This window comes from Aeromonas sp. 603404 (assembly GCF_049171775.1).
In the GTDB taxonomy this organism is placed as follows: domain Bacteria; phylum Pseudomonadota; class Gammaproteobacteria; order Enterobacterales; family Aeromonadaceae; genus Aeromonas; species Aeromonas veronii_A.
This window is the reverse complement of record NZ_JAAKPE010000011.1, coordinates 95,573-115,557: the sequence shown is the minus strand read 5'-3', so window position 1 is coordinate 115,557 and position 19,985 is coordinate 95,573. Positions and strand designations below refer to the sequence as shown.

Here is a 19,985-nt window from a genome sequence, read left to right as displayed (position 1 = left end):
ACCCGGCTCAGGGTTGTGAACCGAAATCATCCGTCAGCGGGTTGTAAAGGTAGGGGCGATAGTCAAAACCGTCCTTGGGTAACTGCGGATTGCCGAGCCGGACAATCTGGCGAGCCCCCAGATTGGCAAACACCAGCGAGGGTTGGAAGTGATGGCGCCAGAGCCGTTTGAGCGAACCATCCTGCCAGGCCAGTTGCAGACCGCGCTCAAGGCGCTCGCGCTCCTGAACGTAGCGGGCATTGCTGTAGAACACGTGGATCAGCGGATAGAAAAGGGCCAGATGGCGATCGACCGTCAAACCGGCCACCTTGCCCTGATGAGATTGCCACTCCGACAGGATCTCGTTGGCCCCACGACAGAAGAGATCGATGCGCCCTCGTGCCACCATACGAAACAGCGACTCGTAGTTATCCACCTCATGCACAGTCAGCCCGCCGTTGCGCAGGATCACCGCATCCTGCCAGCCGGTGCCCACCCCTTGAGTGAAGTGGCGCAACTGATCCAGGGTGTTCACCCGCGCCAGCTCGGCAGCACGATCCGAGCCGACGAAACAGACCCGATAGCCGAGGATCCCCATATCGATCGGGAACGGGATCGATGCCACCTGATCCGCCACTGCCTCCCCCTGATAAGGCCAGCTGTCGACAATAAAGAGGGCGTTTTTGCCCTGCTCCTGCACCTCGATCCGCATCCGCGCCTTGTTCATCGGCAGGGAGTCCAGCAACTCGTAGTCGCCATATTCGGGGCGAGTTTTCTCTAGCGCCAGCTGCATCACCTCACGGTAATAACGCATCCGCATATCCTGACTGTTTTCAGGGCTGAGCAGGGTAAAACGGGTGGCAGCCAGCAAGGCTGAGGGGAGGGATAAACAGAGGCAAAGCAACAGAAGTCGGTACATCATGGCTGAACTCATACAACGGGGTTCACCCATTATAGACTGGCACGCACCCCGTTGAGCACAGGGCACGCGCCCGCTCACAGGTGGGGCTATCCGGGCCACCACAGGCCCGGAGAACAGGTTCACAACGTGCCCGGCACTACTCTTCGCCGATGGGAGCGGCGATCCACTTCATCAGCGTCAGCATATCCTGCGGCGCCACACCGACCGAGAGGCCGCGCTTGCCGCCGCTCACCAGGATCTCGTCAAACTGCAGCGCCGACTCGTCGAGCACGGTGGGCAGCAGCTTCTTCTGGGCCAGCGGGCTGATGCCACCCACCTTGTAACCGGTCAGCTTCTCCGCTTCCGCCGGTTTCATCATCTCCACCTTCTTGAGGCCAGTCGCCTTGGCCAGCTGCTTCAGACTGCACATGCCGGATGAGGGAACGATGGCCACCACCGCCTGCTTGTCGTGATGGGCAACCAGAGTCTTGAACACCTGCGCCTCCGGCAGCCCGAGCTGGGTCGCGGCATGCTTGCCGAAATCGTCGTGGGCTTCGCACTCGTAGGGGTAGAGCTTGTGGGGAATTTTTAGCTTCTTCAGCAGGTTGATGGCAGGAGTCATGATGGTTGCCTTGAATCGAATCGCATAAAAACAAGGCCAAACAGTCTGCGCCTGCATGGCGAGGGATGCAAGCCGGAGGGGAAATATGTACCCATCACCGATAATACGTAGGGTGCAATTAACAAGGTGAATTGTGCCACTTGCCCTATGAAACACAGGACGAGACTAGGCAAAGAGCATTTTCGAGCGGTGCAATGCGCTGTGCTTATTGCACCCTACAAAATACCGCCCAAAACATGGGTGAGGCTCCCATCGAGCCGAATTCTGCCGGGCAACAAAAAAACAAAGGGCGCCTTATTGGCGCCCTTTGGCTTGATAGATATAACTAAAGCCTCTTGCTTGGGCTGGCTATCAACCCGTATTGCGCATACCTGCGGCAATACCGGCGATGGTGACCATCAGCGCCTTGTCCAGCTCGGGGTGCAGGGTCTCCGGGTGGTTGCGGGAGCGGTTGAGCAGCTCGGCCTGCAGCACGTTGAGCGGGTCTGTGTAGGGGTTGCGCAGCTTGATGGACTCCTTGATCCAGGGCTGATCCTCCAGCAGATCCCCGCGCGGGCTCAGTTTCAGCACCACTTCAATAGATTCGGCGAGCTCCTGACGCAGCTGTTTGCCAAGGCCCCACAGCTCCTGCGGCACCAGACGGGTGTCGTAGTACTCGGCGAGCCAGACGTCCGCTTTGAGGAACACCATCTCCAGCATCTCGAGGCGAGTGCGGAAGAAGGGCCACTGGGCGCTCATCTCTTCCAGCACCGCCAGCTTGCCGCCGTCGATGGCCTGTTGCAGCGCCTTGTGGGCACCGAGCCAGGCCGGCAGCATCAGGCGGTTCTGGGTCCAGGCGAAGATCCACGGAATGGCGCGCAGGCTCTCGACGCCGCCGTTGGGCTTGCGCTTGGAGGGACGGGAGCCGAGCGGCAGCTTGCCGAGCTCCATCTCCGGGGTGGCGGCACGGAAGTAAGGGACGAAGTCCGGATGACCGCGCACGATACTGCGGTAGTGCTCGCAGGAGTCGGCGGCCAGCTGTTCCATCACCTCGCGCCAGCACTCTTTCGGCTTGGGCGGTGGCAGCAGGTTCCCTTCCAGCACGGCGCTGGTGTAGAGCTCCAGACTCTTGATCGCCACTTTCGGCAGACCGAACTTGAAGCGGATCATCTCCCCCTGTTCGGTGGTACGCAGACCGCCGCGCAGGGATCCCGGCGGCTGGGAGAGGATGGCTTGATGGGCAGGCGCACCACCACGACCGACGGTACCGCCACGGCCATGGAACAGGGTGAGGCGGATATTGTTGGCTTCGGCAAGCCCCACCAGCGACTCCATGGCGGCGTACTGGGCCCAGCCAGCGGCCATCATGCCCGCATCCTTGGCGGAGTCGGAGTAGCCGATCATTACGTACTGACGGCCCTGAATGTAGCCGCGATACCAGTCCACCGAGAGCAGACGCTCCATCACGGCGGTGCCTGCCATCAGGTCATCCTGGGTTTCAAACAGCGGGGCGACCGGCATGCGGAACTTGCAACCAGCCTCTTTGAGCAGCAGTTGCACCGACAGCACGTCGGACGGCGCACCGGCCATGGAGATGATGTAGATGCCAAACGCATCGGGGTCGTGCTCGGCGATAACCTGACAGGTATCCAGCGTCTCGCGCACCTCGGCGCTCGGCTCCCAGTCGTGAGGAATGAGCGGGCGGCGAGAATTCAGTTCGTTGAGCAGGAAAGCCTGCTTGTCATCTTCGCTCCACTCGGCGTAGTCACCCAGACCCAGATAGCGGGTCAGCTCGGAGAAGACCAGCCCGTGACGCTCGCCATCCTGACGGATATCCAGCTTGACCAGATGGATGCCGAAACAGGCGACCTTGCGCAGCACGTCCAGCAGCATGCCATCGGCGATGTTGCCCATGCCGCAAGCGTGCAATGAGTGGTAGCAGAGCTCCAGCGGCTCGCGCAGCTGGGCGGTGGTCTTGACCAGATCCTGGCTCTCGCTCGCCTGGCCCTGCACCTTGGCGGTGAGATGCTCCTTGGTTTCGCGCAGCGCTTCACGCAGCTCGCGCACCAGCGCACGGTAGGGCTCGGGGTGATCGCCAACGCGAGCGCGCACTGCGTCGGTACAGTCGGACATGGAGAGCTCGGAGGTAAGCTCCTTGATGTCTTTGTAGAACAGGCTCACCGCCATCCAGCGGCCCAGCTCCAGCACTTCGGCAGTCACCTTGGCGGTGACGAAGGGGTTGCCGTCTCGGTCACCGCCCATCCACGAGGTGAACTTGACCGGCGCGGCATCCAGCGGCAGCCGCACACCCAGATGGTGTTGCAGACGCTCGTCCAGATTGCGCATGAATTCGGGGATGGCAGGCCACAGGCTGTTCTCCACCACGGCGAAGCCCCACTTGGCCTCGTCGACCGGTGTCGGGCGCTGTTCGCGGATCTCATTGGTGTGCCACGCCTGATTGATGAGCTGCTCGATGCGATTGAGGATCTTGTCCCGCTCGCGGGGCAGCAGGTCGGAAAGCTCCAGCGCCTCGAGGCAGTCGTTGAGCTGTACGTGCTTGTGGATCAGGGTGCGACGGGTCACCTCGGTGGGGTGAGCGGTCAGCACCAGATCGATATCCAGCTCGCGCACGGCCGCAATGATGGCCTCTTGCGACAGGTTGGAGGCTTTCAGCTTGTCGAACATCTGCTCCAGCGGATCCGGGGTGCAGACCTGCTCTTCACAGCGACGGGAGATGGTGTGGAACTGTTCCGCCACGTTGGCCAGATTAAGGAACTGGCTGAAGGCGCGGGCCACCGGCAGCAGTTCATCATCGCTCAGGGTGCGCAGGGTATCGAGCAGACGTTCCCGGTCTGATTCATTGCCCTTGCGGGAGGACTTGGCCAATTGGCGAATGGTTTCGATCTTGTCGAGAAAGGCCTGACCCTGATGATCCTTGATGGATTTACCCAGCAGCTGACCCAGCATGCCTACGTTGGCGCGTAGTGCGGCGTACTTTTCGTTCATTCCACATCCTTATCTTGTTGGTGCCTGACACCCATCCGGGGTGCGAGACGACCTCACTTATTGTTGTGCGATTACAACATATGCTCCGTCATCTTAGGGTGACAATCTACCCAGATTGTCTGCGCAAGGTCAAATAACAGGCCGATTCAGAACATGTATTTCCATCACCACTCCACAACCGGCTTGTTATGTAACTTACTTACAGTTTTTACGCCCCTTTCACCGTCGCCGCTACAGGCAAAAACGTCTGATCAGGTGTTGCAACACCGCGGTGGTCGGCTTGACGAAGGAGAGGTCCAGATACTCATCCGGCTGGTGCGCCTGGGTGATATGACCTGGGCCCATCACTATGGTCTCGCAGCCAAGCTGCTGGATAAACGGCGCCTCGGTGCAGTAGTTGACCGACTCGGCGGCGCGACCGCTCGCCTTCTCAGCTTCGTGCACCAGCACAGAGTCGTCGGCGCAGGCGTAGGCAGGAATGGGTTCATGCAGATGTTGCAGATGCAGGCAGCCCGGCTGGTGGATCTCGATGGGCGACAGCGCCTCTTTGAGCATCCCCATCAGCTCATCCGGCCCCACCTGCGGGGTGGGTCGCAGGTCGATATGCAGCTCGCAGCAGCCGCAGATGCGGTTCGGGCTGTCGCCGCCCTGGATGTAACCCAGGTTAAGGGTCGGCTGCGGCACGGCAAAGCGGTGGTCGGCGTAGCGATCTTTCAGATCCTGCTGCAAGCGCAGCACCTGCCCCATCGCCTTGTGCATGATCTCCATGGCGTTGACGCCGTTGGCGGGATCCGAGCTGTGACCGCTCTTGCCGGTAATGCGGATCGCCTCCGACATGTGTCCCTTGTGGGCCACCACCGGCACCAGTCCGGTCGGCTCGCCAATCACGGCATAGTCGGGTTTCAGCTCGGCCGCCGCGGCGATGGCGCGGGCCCCCGCCATGGTGGTCTCTTCATCGGCAGTGGCGAGAATGCGCAGCGGCTTGGTCAGCTTGGTGAGATCGATCTCTTTGAGCGCCTCGACGATAAAGGCGAAGAAGCCCTTCATGTCGATGGTGCCGAGGCCATAGAGGCGGTTGCCCTCTTCCGTCACCTTGAAGGGATCCTTGCTCCAGCCCCCCTCATCGAACGGCACAGTATCTGTGTGACCTGCCAGCAGCAGACCCCCCTCCCCCTGACCGATCGTAGCCACCAGATTGAACTTGCCCGGCAGGTCGGGGAGTGCCGTCACCTCGCACTGAAAACCGAGCTGACCGAACCAGTCGGCCAGCAGCCGGATCACCGCCTCGTTGCTCTGATCCCACTTGGGATCCGTGCTGCTGATAGAGGGAATCGCAATAATATTCTTATAAAGTGAAAAAAAATCCAGATTGGCCATCAGCTCCTCCTTGCGTCCCCGGAATGTTTCTGTTAGAAAATACAAATGCAAAGTGAGTGCATGAATATTCTGTAATTTTACCTGAATATCTGGCTCATCAACAAAGGCTTCTAGTTGTAAGGGAAAGTTAATGTTCTGTCACCTGATCTATAACCGACGACACACACCCGCCTGAATTGCCCCTCCGCACTTGTGCAAAGGGGCGCTCGAACACCCTTGTGCACTGCAGCGTCATGCTGTGAATCTCGAACTCTGACTTGGAATATTCAACATGCTTAACACCGTTATCGTCGGTGCCAGTGGCTACGCGGGAGCCGAACTGGCCGCACTGGTACAGAACCATCCACAACTCAAACTGTTCGGCCTCTATGTCTCCGCCGGCAGTCAGGATGCCCACAAGCGCTTCTCTTCCCTGCATCCCCAGTGGGTCGGCGCCCTCGATCAGCCTCTGCTGCCGCTGGACGACGACGGCATGACCCGGATCCTGACCCAGGCCGATCTGGTGCTGCTGGCCACCGCCCACGAGGTGAGCGCCGAGCTGGCGCCCAAGTTTCTCGCCAAGGGGCTGCCAGTGTTCGATCTCTCCGGCGCCTTCCGGGTCAAGGATCAGGGCTTTTACGACCGCTTCTACGGCTTCACCCACGACAGCGAACAGTGGCTGGATCAGGCCGTCTATGGCCTGGCGGAGTGGAATGCCGATGCCATCGCCAGCGCCCAGCTGGTAGCCGTGCCCGGTTGCTACCCGACCGCATCGCTGTGCGCCCTCAAGCCGCTGCAGCAGGATGGCCTGATTGCCAAGGGGTGGCAGCCCATCATCAACGCCGTCTCCGGGGTCTCCGGCGCCGGGCGCAAGGCGGCCATCAATACCAGCTTCTGCGAAGTGAGCCTTAACCCTTACGGCACCTTCAATCACAGACACCAGCCGGAGATCAGCCATCACCTCGGCAAGGAGGTGCTGTTCCAGCCCCACCTTGGCAACTATGTGCGCGGCATTCTGGCCACCATCTATGTGCAGCTGGCGGACGGCGTAACCCCCACTCAGGTGGATCAGGCCTTCCTCAAGGCTTATGAAGGCAAGCCGCTGGTGCGCCTCACCGGCCAGATGCCCTCTATTCGCGGTGTGGCAAACACCCCTTACTGCGATATCGCCTGGCAACAGCAGGGCAACATGCTGGTGGTGGTCTCTGCCATCGACAACCTGCTCAAGGGCGCTGCCTCGCAAGCCATGCAGTGCATAAATATCAAATTTGGATTTGAACCGGCCACCGGCCTGATTTAAGGACTTAGGAAGGATCTCGAACATGGACAAACAGACGTTGGTAATCAAGCTGGGCGGCGCCCTTATCGAGAACGACGAGGCGCTGACCGCCCTGTTCGCCACCCTCAAAACCTTTCTCGACGATCAGCACCGTCCGCTGGTGCTGGTACACGGCGGTGGCTGTCTGGTGGATGACCTGCTCAAGGGGCTGGGTCTTACCTCCACCAAGAAGAATGGCCTGCGGGTGACCCCTTTCGAGCAGATCCCCTTTATTGCCGGGGCGCTGGCGGGGACTGCCAACAAGCAGATGATGGCCAAGGCGATCGCCACCGGTATTCCGGCGGTGGGGCTCTGTCTGGCAGATGGCGGCCTGTGTCAGGTGACCCAGCTCGACCCGGATCTCGGCGCAGTCGGCGAGTGCAAGCCGGGCAACCCGGCGCTGGTAGCAGGCATCCTCGGTCAGGGCTTCCTGCCGGTGGTGAGCTCCATCGGCATCACCGCCGAGGGGCAGCTGATGAACGTCAACGCGGATCAGGCGGCCACCGCCATTGCCGAGGCGCTCGGTGCCGATCTGGTGATGCTCTCCGACGTGAGCGGCATCCTCGATGGCAAGGGCAAGCTGGTGCCCCAGCTCGACAAGCTGACCGCGCTGGATCTGATGGAGAAAGGGGTGATCCGCGATGGCATGGCGGTCAAGGTAGAAGCGGCCCTGCACGCCGCCCAGACCCTCGGCAAGCCGGTCTGTGTCGCCAGCTGGCGTTACCCGGATCAGCTGCTCAAGCTGCTGGCTGGCGGCGCCGTCGGCACCCAGGTAGCTATTTGATCTCCACCGGAACAAGGAACATCCGATGCAACATCTTCTGAAAGACAGTGATCTGAACAAAGCCCAGATTGAAGCGCTGATTGCGCTGGGCAAAGCGGTCAAGGCCGACCCGAAGAAGTACAGCCAGGCGCTGGCCGGCAAGAGCGTGGTGACCCTGTTCGAGAAGCCCTCCCTGCGTACCCGGGTCACCTTCGACATCGGCATCGCCAAGCTGGGCGGCCACAGCGTCTATCTGGATCAGCAGAACGGCGCGCTGGGCAAGCGGGAGTCGGTGAAGGATTTCGCCGCCAACCTGTCCCGCTGGTGTGATGCCATCGTCGCCCGGGTGTTCGATCACCAGACTCTGGTCGAGCTGGCAGCGCACGGCACAGTACCGGTAGTGAACAGCCTGTGCAACCTCTATCACCCCTGTCAGGGGCTGGCCGACTTTATGACCATTGCCGAGCACTACGACGATCTGTCGAAGGTGAAGCTTGCCTACCTCGGTGATGGCAACAACGTCAGCCACTCTCTGCTGCTGCTGGGGGCGACCCTCGGCACCGACGTCACCCTGATCTGCCCGAAAGGCCACGGCCCGGATACCCAGATCTTCCTGCAGGCGCAGGCTCTGGCGACCAAGTCAGGGGCGACCATCCACATCAGCGATGACGTGGCAGATATCGAAGGGTTCGACGTGGCCTACACAGATACCTGGGTCTCCATGGGCGACAACACCCCGATGGAGCAGGTCAAAGACCTCTTTATGCCTTACCAGATCAATCAGGCCCTGCTCGACCGCACCGGCATCCAGCACGTGCTGCACTGCCAACCGGCGCACCGGGAGCTGGAGATCACCTCGCAGGTGATGGATGGCCCCGCCTCCCTCATCATGGACGAGGCCGAAAACCGGATGCATATCCAGAACGCCGTGTTGCTGACCCTTCTGGGTGGCAAGTAACGCGGTACTCAACCTGAATCGCGACACTTTTATTGAATCATCATCGAATCATCACGGAGAGAAATAACATGAGCGGAATCAACAAGATCGTACTGGCTTACTCGGGTGGACTGGATACCTCGGCCATCATTCCCTGGCTGAAAGAGCACTATGACGCCGAAATCATCGCCTTCGTGGCCGACGTCGGTCAGGAGCGCGACGATCTGGAAGGGATCGAGCAGAAGGCCATCGCCTCCGGTGCCACCAAGTGCATCATCAAGGATCTGCGGGAAGAGTTCGTCAAAGAGTACGTCTACCCGACTCTGAAGACCGGCGCCGTCTATGAGGGCACCTATCTGCTGGGCACCTCCATGGCCCGTCCGGTGATCGCCAAGGCGATGGTCGAAGCGGCGCTGGCGGAAGGGGCCGATGCTATCTCCCACGGTTGCACCGGCAAGGGCAACGATCAGGTGCGTTTCGAAGGTGCGGTCGCCGCGCTGGCACCCCAGCTGAAAGTGATCGCCCCGTGGCGGATCTGGGACATGCGCTCCCGGGAAGATCTGCTCTCCTATCTGGAGACCCGCAACATCCCCTGCAAGGCGACCCTGAAGAAGATCTACAGCCGCGACGCCAACGCCTGGCACATCTCCACCGAGGGTGGCGAGCTGGAGAGCACCTGGAACGAGCCCTCCGAAGCGGTCTGGCAGTGGACCGTACCGGCTGAGCAGGCACCGGATCAGCCGGAGTACGTCAAGCTGACCGTGGCGCAGGGTGAAGTGGTGGCCGTTGACGATCAGCCGCTCAGCCCGCACCAGATCCTGATGACCCTGAACGAGCGTGCCGGCAAGCACGGCGTGGGCCGCATCGACATCACCGAAAACCGGATGGTAGGGATGAAGTCCCGCGGCTGCTACGAGACCCCGGGCGGTACCGTGATGGTCGCCGCGCTGCGCGCCGTGGAAGAGCTGGTACTGGATCGCCCGACCCGCGCCTGGCGGGAGAAGCTGGGTGCCGAGTTCTCCCATCTGGTCTATGACGGCCGCTGGTTCACCCCGCTGTGCAAGGCGATCCTCGCCTCTGCCAACGCCATTGCCGAAGATCTGGACGGTGAAGTGGTGCTGAAGATGTACAAGGGTCAGGTCACCGCGGTGCAGAAGAAGTCGCCGAACAGCCTCTACTCCGAAGATTTCGCCACCTTCGGCGCCGACGAAGTGTATGACCAGAGCCATGCCGAAGGCTTTATCCGTCTCTACACCCTGGCCAGCCGGATCCGCGCCATGAAGGAGCAGCATCAGGCCATCGGTGGCGACCACACCCACGGTTAAGCCTCGAGGGTTCAAGCCGCAGAAAACCGGTGAGGGGGCTTGGCCCCCTCACTTATAAGCGGCGACCTGATTCCTTCGTCTGTAAGCGGGGGAAGGATAACCGGTGAGCTGTGACAAGAGCGGCAGCGCTCGGGCCGCTTCTGTGAGATAACAGGGGCGGTTTGAATCAGATGCTGAAATATTTATCTCCCTTCTCCCGCGTACTTGAAAAACAAGGGGAGAAGGGTCGGGGATGAGGGGAATTGCCCTCACCCTAACCCTCTCCCAAAGGGAGAGGGAACCGATCGGGATTAGATGTAACAACAGCTGGCTAACCATTTAGCGCTGACAGGTTATCCCACGTGGTTCGACAGAACAGCGTTCCGCTCCCTTCTCCCCTTGCGGGAGAAGGGCTGGGGATGAGGGGAATTGCCCTCACCCTAGCCCTCTCCCAGAGGGAGAGGGGAGCGATTCTCAGTTGCTTGATGTGACGTGACCAACGATAGCAGCACCGATCACCACCGCACTGTTATGCAGAAAAATACAGGGCAAGATTTCTGCGCGCAGGCCAAGGGGCCGCGCGAGTACGGCAGGCGCAAACGCCTACCGACAACGCATTCAAGGAGAGCAGTATGGCACTTTGGGGTGGACGCTTCAGTCAGGGAGCCGATAGCCGGTTCAAGCAGTTCAACGATTCGCTGCGGTTCGATTACCGGCTGGCGGAGCAGGATATTCAGGGCTCCATGGCCTGGGCCAAAGCGCTGGTGAAGGTGGGGGTGTTGACCGCCGATGAGCAGGGCAAACTGCAACAGGCGATGGAGGTGCTGCTCGCCTCGGTGCAGCAGGATCCCCAGCAGATCCTGAGCTCGGATGCCGAAGATATCCACTCCTGGGTCGAGAGCCAGCTGATTGCCGCCGTCGGCGATCTCGGCAAAAAGCTGCACACCGGCCGCTCTCGCAACGATCAGGTCGCCACCGACCTGAAACTCTGGTGCAAGGCCCAGGGCGAGCTGCTGCTCGGCTCCATCACAGCTCTGCAGCAGGGGCTGGTCGCCTCCGCCCGTGCCAATCAGGCGGCCGTGTTGCCCGGTTACACCCACCTGCAGCGGGCCCAGCCGGTCACCTACGCCCACTGGGCACTGGCCTATGTGGAGATGCTGGAGCGGGATTACTCCCGGCTGCAGGATGCGCTCAAGCGCCTCGACACCAGCCCGCTCGGCTGCGGCGCGCTGGCGGGCACCGCCTATGCCATCGACCGCGAAGCGCTGGCGCTGGACATGGGCTTTAGCGGCGCCACCCGCAACAGTCTGGACTCGGTCTCCGATCGGGATCACGTGGTGGAGCTGATGCACGTGGCGTCCCTCTCCATGACCCACCTGTCGCGCTTTGCCGAAGACCTTATCTTCTACAACACCGGCGAGGCGGGCTTTGTCGAGCTCTCCGATGCGGTCACCTCCGGCTCGTCGCTAATGCCGCAGAAGAAGAACCCGGATGCGCTGGAGCTGATCCGCGGCAAGACTGGCCGGGTGGTCGGCGCCCAGATGGGCATGCTGATGAGCCTCAAGGCGCTGCCGCTGGCCTACAACAAGGACATGCAGGAAGACAAGGAAGGGCTGTTTGATGCCCTCGATACCTGGCACGACTGCCTCGATATGGCGGCGCTGGTGCTGATCGATCTGAGGGTGAATGGTGAGCGCACCATGGCGGCGGCGCAGGGCGGCTACGCCAACGCCACCGAGCTGGCGGACTATCTGGTGGCCAAGGGGATTCCATTCCGTGAGGCGCACCATATCGTCGGTGAAACCGTGGTCTTTGCCATCAGCGTGGGCAAACCGCTGGAGGAGCTCTCCATCGGCGAGTTCCAGCGCTTCAGCCCGGTAATCGAGTTCGACGTCTACCCCAATCTGGAACTGGAAGCGACACTGGCCAAACGGGTTGCCAAAGGCGGCGTTGCCCGGGAGCAGGTAGAAGCAGCCCTGACTGCCGCCGAACAGTGGCTGGCCAAACGGGCGGCTTAAACCAACCTGCTTGTCATTCGAACTAGAAAGCAAAACGGCAACCCAAGGTTGCCGTTTTTTATTGCTCACCGCCGTTCACGCGCTGGCATTTAGCAGTTTGCCAACCCCATCTCCCTTGCCATTGGGCAGGGTCTGTTTAAAGGCGCCGAGCAGCTGATCGAGGTTGAGATGGCTGGCACCGAGGGAATCCTTGAGGGTATCGAGCTCGCTTTGCAGCGCATCGAGGCGTGTACTCTGGGTGCCGCTCGCCAGCTGATTGCGGGCGCTGTCGATGGCAGCCGTGAGGGATTGGCCACCATTCTCCTGCCCCAGGGTCTGCATCAGCTCCCCCATAAAGTGGTTGATGGCCGAGCGGTTCTGTTCGCTATCGGCATCCTTGATACCAAGTCGCTGGAACAGGCTCTGGACGGTCGGGGCTAGGTGCTCCTCCTGTACGGCAGGCTGCACGGGCTGGGGTTTGCTACTGCTGCCAAGCAGCTGGCTGCCCAGCTTGAGGGCGATCGAGGCAAGGGGAAGCAGGCTGCTGATCATGATATCTCTCCGCGACAACGACCCTTGATGGTGTTGCCAAGAGAAATGCATAAGCGGGGCCAGAACGATGAAAAAACGCCAGCCATAGCCAACTCATTGAGCAATCAAGCGATTTGAGTGACCGCCTCGTGCTTGGGCATGACAACTGAGGGCATCACAAGAGAGCCGGACGGCCAGCGGCTGCCGCTGCAGATCAAGGCGGCAAAGGGGTATTGCCGCAACGAACCGGAAACCGCAGGGCTACTCTTCGCTATATACCGGTACATGCCCGCCATCTCCTTGAACACATCATTTTTCATTCATGAAACTTATGGCTATTAAGATCATGTAAATTTTCTTATCTAAAATGTTCGCGCAAGATGGCTCTCAAACCGGATTTGCCGTTGCCGCTATGCTGGCCGGCAACCGCCTTCTCCCAGCCTCGTTCGTTTTATGGAGTCGCTATGTCCCTGATCACCCCCTATATCTCCCCCGAAGTCAGCCAGTTGGCTCCCAGCTTTCGCGCTCTGAGCATCACGGTGCAGGCCGCAGCCGTGGTTGACCCGAACGTGGGGGCACGCGCCCTTGATGAAGCCTGCACCGCCATGCTGACTGCCGATGTGCCGTGGGCAGAGGCGCATCTCGCCGCCTGGGGCGATCTATTCAGAAAGTTCGGCGCCAAGCCGCAGCGGACTCCCTGTTCCGCCGAAGCTCTGAGAAAACGGGTCGCCCGCGATGGCAACCTGCCCGCCATCGATCCCGTGGTCGATCTCTACAACGCCATCAGTATCCGTTACGCCATTCCGGTGGGGGGCGAAAACCTGCTTGCCTATGAGGGACTGCCGCGACTGGTGGTGGCCGATGGCAGCGAGCGGTTCGATACCATGAAGGGGGGCGAGCCGACCCACGAACCAGTGGAGCCCGGCGAGGTCGTCTGGCGGGATGACAAGGGGGTCACCTGTCGGCGCTGGAACTGGCGGCAGGGTGTACGCACCCGATTGAGTGTCGATTCGGGCCAGATGTGGTTCATTCTGGAGAGCCTGCCCGAGATGCCGCTGGCTGCGCTGCATGAGGCGGGGGAAAAACTGATCGCCGGGCTGCGGGAGATGATGCCGGAAGCGGTGATCGCACAGAGCCTGATCGGCGATGTTGAGTAAACCGAAGGACGAGCCAACTCGTCACCGATAGATACAGAAAGGGGCGCCGCAGCGCCCCTCTCTCTTTTCACTCTGCTCAGCCCAGCAGCATATAAAGCTGGTGCGCCGCAACCCCGGCGAACAAGCCGCCGACGGTGTGGGCGACAATGGCGCGGGAAGTGAGATGGCGATAGCCGAGGGCATCAAGCATGGCGGTGTGGGTGCTCAAAAAGCCGCTCCAGCACATCCCCATGGCGGTAAACACCGCGACCTCGTTACCGGTGATCCACCCCTTGGCGATAAAGGGGGGCACCAGCGACATGGCGGCACCCACTGCGCCGAGCGAGGTAGCCGGGAAGGCGACCAGCTCCGGCTGCTGGAAGCCGAATAGCAGGTCAAACAGCCAGCCAGCCTTGGCAGCCAATACCGGCAGCAAGGCAACCCCCTGGAAGGCTTCACCGGTATAGCCCTTCTCCCCCGGGCCGAAGGTGAGCAGCATGACGAAGGTGCTGATGATCAGCACGCCCGGGATCACCGCCATCCCCAGCTCCACGCCGGATTTGCCGCCATCGAGCAACGAGTTGAGGATCCGCAGCCAGCCCGGAGCCGCCTCTTTGCTGACCCCGACCTTGTGCCCCTTGGCATCCGTCGGCTCATCATCCAGCACCTCACCCACCAGCGGACGGATCATTCGCTGCATCAGTCGGGTAGAGACCACCGAGCCAACCAGAGCACCGAGCAGACCGATCAGCGCCGCGCTGGCGGTGGACTCCCCGCCCGGCAGTTGCAGGGTGGCCATAAAGGTGACCACGATCAGGCCCATACCGAAGGCGGTCCCGAAGTTGGTCAGAGACACCAGTTGCCACGGAGTGAAGCCCTTGCGAAAGCGGCTGTCCTTGGCAAGGCTGATCACCGCCGGGTTATCGGAGAAGAAGGTCATCAGCGCCGCCAGCGCGGTACGTCCCGGCAAGCGGAACACCGGCTTCATCAGGGGTGCCAACAGAACCTCCAGCAGGCGGATCACCCCGAATTCGCTCAGCAGCTGGCTGAGGGCGCCGGAAAGTACGGTGATCCCCATGATGAAGAGCACGGTATTGAGCAACAGCTGGTGAGCGGTATTGAACAGGGTGTTGACCATGGCGGAGAGGCCCATCTGGCTGCCGAGGTAGCCAAACAGGCTGCCCAGGATCAGCAGCACCAGCACGGGCTCAAGCCACTCGCGGATGGTGGCCAGTCGCCCCTTTGACTCTATAACTACTTGATTTTCCATATCTATCCTGCCGTCATTCTGTGCGTGTGTGATGGTTGTTATGGTAAAAATCGGTATTGAACCAAAGAAAAAAAGCCCTTGTCTTGCGACAAGGGCTTTTCGGTTTGGCTCCTCCTGCTGGGCTCGAACCAGCGACCTGCGGATTAACAGTCCGTCGCTCTACCGACTGAGCTAAGGAGGAATTATTAGTGGTGCCCAGAGACGGAATCGAACCGCCGACACGGGGATTTTCAATCCCCTGCTCTACCGACTGAGCTATCTGGGCAAATGGTGCCGGCTACCGGAATCGAACTGGTGACCTACTGATTACAAGTCAGTTGCTCTACCTACTGAGCTAAGCCGGCACACTTTAAACCATTGTGCATGAACAAATTTTTATTTCATGGCACCAAAATTTGGTGCCCAGAGACGGAATCGAACCGCCGACACGGGGATTTTCAATCCCCTGCTCTACCGACTGAGCTATCTGGGCGTGGGCGCTATTAAACGGATTTTAAGGCGGATGGTCAACGGGAAATTTCACTTTTTGTCTCGTTCGTCTCTTTTTTGCGCAACATTAGCTATTTCTGCCACTTCCTTGGCACTGGCAGCACGTTTTCGCCCCCAGACTCTGGGTTCTTCCCCCTTAAGCAGGCGGGAGATGTTCTCGTGATGGCGGATCAGAATGAGGCAGGAGAGCAGCGAGACTGGCAGGGTATATTCGGGTTTGAGTAGATAGGTAAAGAGCGGCGTCAGCAGCACGGTAATGATGGAGGCCAGCGAGGAGTAGCCGCTCACCAGCAGCACCAGCAGCCAGGTGCCAATCACGGCGCCCCCCATGGTGAAGCCGATGGGCAGCATGGTACCGAGCGCCGTCGCTACCCCCTTGCCACCACGAAAATGAAAGAAGAGGGGGTACATATGGCCGAGACAGGCGGCGACCCCGATAAAGCCGAGGTAGACGGGTTTGATCTGCAGATACCAGGCGAGATAGACGGGCACAGTGCCCTTGAGCACATCGAGCAGCAGCACCACCAGCGCCGCCATCCGGCCACCGAGGCGCAGCACATTGGTTGCCCCCGGATTGTGGGAGCCATGATCCCGCGGGTCGGGCAGACCGGTGCAGCGAGAGACCAGCACAGCACTGGATAGTGAACCACCCAGGTAGGCCAGAATAATCATCAAAATCGTCAGGGCCGTCATCTTGGTCGTTTTTACCACGATATGAATGGGGTATGATGCGGGCCACATACGCTGGCATGGGCCCATGCCCACCCAGAGCGCCTCGGCAAGCCTGTTGCCCGGCCAGCATCCCTGCGCTGTCATCACAGCCCATCAAGAGTAAAGAAGAAGTACAGTCATGGACAAGGTGTTTATTCGCGGACTCGAAGTTTTGACCACCATAGGTGTATATGAGTGGGAGAAGGGCATTCGCCAAAAGCTCCGTTTTGACCTCGAGATGGGGTTCGATAACCGCCCCGCGGCAGCAACCGACGACATCAATCTGGCACTGGATTATGCCGACCTCTCCAACAAGATTTGCGAGCATGTCAGCGGCAAAGTGGTCGAGCTGGTCGAGACCATGGCCGAGCAGGTTGCCATGCTGGTGCTCGCCGACGAGCGGGTACAGTGGGTCAAGGTGACCCTCACCAAGCCGGGCGCCGTGCCCAATGCCGCCGGGGTCGGCGTCGAGATCCTGCGCCATCGCACACCAACTGCGAGCAGCAACTGATGACCACCATCTATATCAGCCTCGGCTCCAACATCGAGCGAGAGCGCCATATTCGCGCCGGGCTCGATGCCCTGCACGCCGAGTTTGGCGAGCTGCGGGTCTCCCGGGTATTCGAGAGCGAGGCAGTCGGCTTCAACGGCCGCCCCTTCTACAACCTGGTGGCGGCTGCCGAGACCGATCTGCCGCTGACCACCGTCTGCCAGCGACTGCGGGCCATGGAGTTCGCCCACGGCCGCGAGCCGGATGCCAAGAAGTTCGCCCCGCGCACCCTGGATCTCGATCTGCTGCTCTATGGCGATCTGGTCTGCGACACCCCGCTGGTGCTGCCGCGTGGTGAAGTGCTCACCAACGCCTTCGTGCTCTGGCCACTGGCCGAGCTGGCCCCCAAACTGCGCCACCCCGTCGATGGCCGCACCATGGGCGAGCTGTGGCAAGCCTATGACAAGGCCTCCCAGCAGCTGTGCCCCATTCCCTTTCACTGGGAAGCGTGCGAATTGCAGCATCACTGATCCGCAAGGGCGCCTCACGGCGCCCTTGTTGTTTGCACAGACAGGGTTGCTTATCACGGATAAGAAAGTGTCATTGGGCCTGCCCCTGTGAGGCTGGCAGGATAGCGCCCACTACAGGAGAACCCCATGCCACTCGATACCATTCACCACTTCAACTGCCAGCTGCTGGCCGAACTGCCCCACCAGCGCTATGAGCATGAACCCATCCTCGACTACGCCACCGACGAGAAGGTCAAGGCCCGCCTCGGCTGGCAGGCTGAGTTCAGCAAGACCCTGTTTCTCAAGTTCAAGGATGGCCGCTTCGCTCTGCTGCTGACCCACAGGGACGGGCGGCTCGACAACAAGGCGGTCAAGGCCGCACTCGGTGCCAAGCCCTCCATCTGCACCGCCGAAGAGATGCAGGCGGAGATTGGCTGCCTGCCGGGAGCGGTCTGCCCCTTCCTGCCCCGCGCCGATATTCCGCTACTGGTGGATCCGCAACTGCTCAACCACACCGCCTTCACCTGGACTCCGGGCCACCCGGAGCAGACCTTTCTGCTGGCGACCGAGCATCTGGCCGAACTGCTGGCGCAGCTCCCCTGCGAGGTCAGCTATCTGCCCGCGCCGACGGCGTAGCCCCATCGCGCGCCAGCTGGGCGAAGATCAGCGCCGCCAGCATGGAGAGCAACCCGACACAGAGGTAGGTAAGGTGGAACCCGGCCAGCCACTGACCCTCGGCCACTAAGGTGCCCGCTGAGGTGCCCGCCGAGAAGAGCCCGAGCAGGCTGGCGGCAATCGCCACCCCCAAACTCATGGAGAGTTGCATCACTACCGAGAGCAGACCGTTGCCACTGCTGGCCAGGGTCGGGCTGAGATCTTGCAGCGTGAGAGTGTTCATGGCGGAGAACTGCAGCGAGTTGATGGCGCCGAAGATCGCCAGCCAGCCCAGCAAGACCCCGTAGGGGAGCTGGTTGTCGATAAAGTAGAAGCTGGCGATCATCGCCCCCAGCAACAGGGTGTTGCCGATCAGAATGCGGCGATAGCCCACCTTCGGAATAAGCTTGTTAACCAGCGTCTTGGTCAGCATGGCGCCAATCACGGTGGGGATCATGGTCATCCCCGCCTTGCTCGGGGAGAAACCGAGCCCCAGTTGCAGAAACAGCGGGGTGAGGAAGGGCATGGCGCCGCTGCCGAGGCGGGCAAACAGGTTGCCCCAGATGCCGATGGCAAAGGTGGTGGTCTTGAATAAGTTCAGGCTAAAGAGCGGCTGCTGTGCATTGGCGGCATAGAGCCAGTAGCTCGCCATCGCCGCCAAGCCGAAGATCAGTGCAAACAGCGCCCAACCGGTGGAGATGCTGTGCTCCCCCAGCCCCTGCAAGCCGACCGACACCAGCACCATGCCGACGCTGAACATCACAAATCCCTGCCAGTCGAACCGGGCGGTCTGCTGCCGCAGCTCCGGCATAAAGTGCCAGCTGGCGATAAAGCCGAGCAGCCCCACCGGCAGGTTGATGAGAAACACCCAGTGCCAGCTCGCCACTTCCACCAGCCAGCCACCGAGCGCCGGCCCCATCAGCGGGCCGAGCAGCCCCGGGATGGTGACAAACGACATCACCCGCAGCAGCTCGTGCTTGTCATAAACCCGCAGCACCGCCAACCGTCCCACCGGCATCAGCAGCGCACCGCCAATCCCCTGAAGTACCCGGGCGACCACCAGCATGGAGAGCGAATTGGAGGCGGCGCAGGCGAGCGAGCCGAGGGTAAAGAGCGAGATGGCGGCCAGATAGATGCGGCGGGTACCGAATCTGTCTGCCAGCCAGCCGGAGGCCGGGATCAGCAGCGCCACCGTCAGCATGTAGGCAATGATCACCGACTGCATCTGCAGCGGGCTCTCTCCCAAGGTCTCGGCCATGCTGGGCAGGGCGGTGTTGAGAATGGTGCCATCCAGCGCCTGCATAAAGAAACCGACCGCCGCCAGCAGGGGCAGCCATTTACGCTGGGCATCTGTCACTGTGTGGCTCATTGCCACCTCCATTATTTTTGCGGGGGAGCGGCGGCGGTCAGGAAGAGATCGACACAACTCAGGGTCCAGGCATCCTGCTCGGCAGCGCTCTGGGTCAGCGGCAGACCCAGCTCACGGAGCATGCGCTCCTTGCCCTGCCACATCAGCAACAGCTGCAAGGCGGCCTGTTCGCTGTCTTGATGGCACAGCAGGCCTTGCTGCTTCTGCTGCTCCAGCCAGTTGGACAGCATCTCGGTCACATAGAGCGGGCCCGCCTCGAAAAAAAGGGTGGCCAGCTGGGCATCGTTGCAGCTGATGCAGGTGCGAAAGATATTGATGGCATCATCGCTCAGGATCAACTTGCGAAAGCTGCGACCAAAGGCAATCAGGCTCTCCCGCACATTGTTGCCACGCAGCAACACCTCCGGCATCAGCTCGCTGCTGACGCACTTGCTGCCCACCGCTTCGGCAAACAGCGACTCCTTGTTGGCAAAATGGCTGTAGACCGTCTGCTTGGAGACGCCCGCTTCACTGGCCACCATGTCCATGCTGACCAGATGCAGACCGTGCTGACAGAAGAGCCGCCCGGCAGCATCGAGGATCGCAGCCCGCTTCTGCTGACTACGGGGTGAAATGTTCATTTTTCCTCCACAATCAAACTGGACAGTCTAGTTTCGAAAAACTA

General features: G+C 60.8%; 18 protein-coding genes and 4 tRNA genes. 9 read left to right on the top strand and 13 right to left on the bottom strand.

Annotated elements, in window-relative coordinates; translation table 11 throughout:
- Positions 1-7: 7 nt before the first annotated feature.
- The 4 genes from G5306_RS14995 to argE all read right to left on the bottom strand — a co-directional run bounded on the left by G5306_RS14995 (position 8) and on the right by argE (position 5,864).
- Entirely contained in the window at positions 8-901 is an 894-nt protein-coding gene (locus G5306_RS14995) for a hypothetical protein (protein WP_216952184.1), read from the bottom strand.
- A 136-nt stretch (positions 902-1,037) separates the two neighbouring features.
- Positions 1,038-1,502 (bottom strand): Cys-tRNA(Pro) deacylase, encoded by a 465-nt coding sequence (ybaK, locus tag G5306_RS14990; protein ID WP_005336092.1) that lies wholly within the window; start codon positions 1,500-1,502, stop codon positions 1,038-1,040.
- A 351-nt stretch (positions 1,503-1,853) separates the two neighbouring features.
- A complete protein-coding gene (gene ppc, locus G5306_RS14985; RefSeq protein ID WP_118854538.1) occupies positions 1,854-4,487 on the bottom strand; it encodes a phosphoenolpyruvate carboxylase in 2,634 nt (877 codons plus the stop codon).
- A 231-nt stretch (positions 4,488-4,718) separates the two neighbouring features.
- Positions 4,719-5,864, bottom strand: coding sequence for an acetylornithine deacetylase (gene argE, locus G5306_RS14980; RefSeq protein WP_421313078.1), 1,146 nt, complete (start codon positions 5,862-5,864; stop codon positions 4,719-4,721).
- Positions 5,865-6,135: 271 nt separating this feature from the next.
- Here argE and argC point away from each other — a divergent pair, with 271 nt between their 5' ends.
- The 5 genes from argC (at position 6,136) to argH (ending at position 12,183) form a co-directional block, all read left to right on the top strand.
- On the top strand, positions 6,136-7,143 hold the full coding sequence (gene argC / locus G5306_RS14975; protein ID WP_421313077.1) for an N-acetyl-gamma-glutamyl-phosphate reductase: 1,008 nt from the start codon (positions 6,136-6,138) through the stop codon (positions 7,141-7,143).
- Positions 7,144-7,165: 22 nt separating this feature from the next.
- Positions 7,166-7,945 (top strand): acetylglutamate kinase, encoded by a 780-nt coding sequence (gene argB / locus G5306_RS14970; protein WP_033115912.1) that lies wholly within the window; start codon positions 7,166-7,168, stop codon positions 7,943-7,945.
- A gap of 25 nt (positions 7,946-7,970) precedes the next feature.
- Complete coding sequence (locus G5306_RS14965; protein WP_201938571.1) at positions 7,971-8,882, top strand: ornithine carbamoyltransferase; 912 nt, start codon at positions 7,971-7,973, stop codon at positions 8,880-8,882.
- A 68-nt stretch (positions 8,883-8,950) separates the two neighbouring features.
- Positions 8,951-10,186: an argininosuccinate synthase gene (locus G5306_RS14960; protein ID WP_033115910.1), complete on the top strand. Its 1,236-nt coding sequence runs from the start codon at positions 8,951-8,953 to the stop codon at positions 10,184-10,186.
- Positions 10,187-10,797: 611 nt separating this feature from the next.
- On the top strand, positions 10,798-12,183 hold the full coding sequence (gene argH, locus G5306_RS14955; protein WP_421313076.1) for an argininosuccinate lyase: 1,386 nt from the start codon (positions 10,798-10,800) through the stop codon (positions 12,181-12,183).
- Between the two features lie 75 nt (positions 12,184-12,258).
- On the opposite strand, the gene G5306_RS14950 is transcribed toward argH, so the two are convergent.
- A complete protein-coding gene (locus tag G5306_RS14950) occupies positions 12,259-12,714 on the bottom strand; it encodes a hypothetical protein (protein WP_201938577.1) in 456 nt (151 codons plus the stop codon).
- 443 nt (positions 12,715-13,157) lie between these two features.
- Here G5306_RS14950 and G5306_RS14945 point away from each other — a divergent pair, with 443 nt between their 5' ends.
- Positions 13,158-13,850: a B3/4 domain-containing protein gene (locus G5306_RS14945; protein WP_323949613.1), complete on the top strand. Its 693-nt coding sequence runs from the start codon at positions 13,158-13,160 to the stop codon at positions 13,848-13,850.
- Positions 13,851-13,926: 76 nt separating this feature from the next.
- Here G5306_RS14945 and G5306_RS14940 read toward each other — a convergent pair whose 3' ends face one another.
- The 6 genes from G5306_RS14940 to plsY form a co-directional block, all read right to left on the bottom strand.
- Positions 13,927-15,099, bottom strand: coding sequence for a nucleoside recognition domain-containing protein (locus G5306_RS14940; RefSeq protein ID WP_421313075.1), 1,173 nt, complete (start codon positions 15,097-15,099; stop codon positions 13,927-13,929).
- Positions 15,100-15,204: 105 nt separating this feature from the next.
- Positions 15,205-15,280 (bottom strand) — tRNA-Asn (locus tag G5306_RS14935).
- Positions 15,281-15,288: 8 nt separating this feature from the next.
- Positions 15,289-15,364: transfer RNA gene (locus G5306_RS14930), tRNA-Phe, on the bottom strand.
- 3 nt (positions 15,365-15,367) lie between these two features.
- Positions 15,368-15,443, bottom strand: a tRNA-Thr gene (locus tag G5306_RS14925).
- 52 nt (positions 15,444-15,495) lie between these two features.
- Positions 15,496-15,571, bottom strand: a tRNA-Phe gene (locus G5306_RS14920).
- Positions 15,572-15,618: 47 nt separating this feature from the next.
- Positions 15,619-16,281 carry a glycerol-3-phosphate 1-O-acyltransferase PlsY gene (plsY, locus tag G5306_RS14915; protein WP_421276345.1) on the bottom strand — a complete coding sequence of 221 codons (663 nt, stop codon included), beginning with the start codon at positions 16,279-16,281 and terminating at the stop codon, positions 15,619-15,621.
- 157 nt (positions 16,282-16,438) lie between these two features.
- On the opposite strand from plsY, the gene folB reads away from it, so the two are divergent.
- The 3 genes from folB (at position 16,439) to G5306_RS14900 (ending at position 17,934) form a co-directional block, all read left to right on the top strand.
- Positions 16,439-16,810: a dihydroneopterin aldolase gene (folB, locus tag G5306_RS14910; RefSeq protein ID WP_069528750.1), complete on the top strand. Its 372-nt coding sequence runs from the start codon at positions 16,439-16,441 to the stop codon at positions 16,808-16,810.
- A complete protein-coding gene (gene folK / locus G5306_RS14905; RefSeq protein WP_107684303.1) occupies positions 16,810-17,319 on the top strand; it encodes a 2-amino-4-hydroxy-6-hydroxymethyldihydropteridine diphosphokinase in 510 nt (169 codons plus the stop codon). The genes folB and folK overlap by 1 nt, the downstream gene beginning before the upstream one ends.
- A 126-nt stretch (positions 17,320-17,445) precedes the next feature.
- Positions 17,446-17,934 (top strand): YbaK/EbsC family protein, encoded by a 489-nt coding sequence (locus G5306_RS14900; RefSeq protein ID WP_421313074.1) that lies wholly within the window; start codon positions 17,446-17,448, stop codon positions 17,932-17,934.
- Here G5306_RS14900 and mdtD read toward each other — a convergent pair.
- Both mdtD and G5306_RS14890 read right to left on the bottom strand, forming a co-directional pair.
- Positions 17,906-19,321, bottom strand: coding sequence for a multidrug transporter subunit MdtD (gene mdtD / locus G5306_RS14895; RefSeq protein WP_421172494.1), 1,416 nt, complete (start codon positions 19,319-19,321; stop codon positions 17,906-17,908). The genes G5306_RS14900 and mdtD overlap by 29 nt on opposite strands.
- An 11-nt stretch (positions 19,322-19,332) precedes the next feature.
- A complete protein-coding gene (locus G5306_RS14890; RefSeq protein WP_005355070.1) occupies positions 19,333-19,941 on the bottom strand; it encodes a TetR/AcrR family transcriptional regulator in 609 nt (202 codons plus the stop codon).
- Positions 19,942-19,985 lie beyond the last annotated feature (44 nt).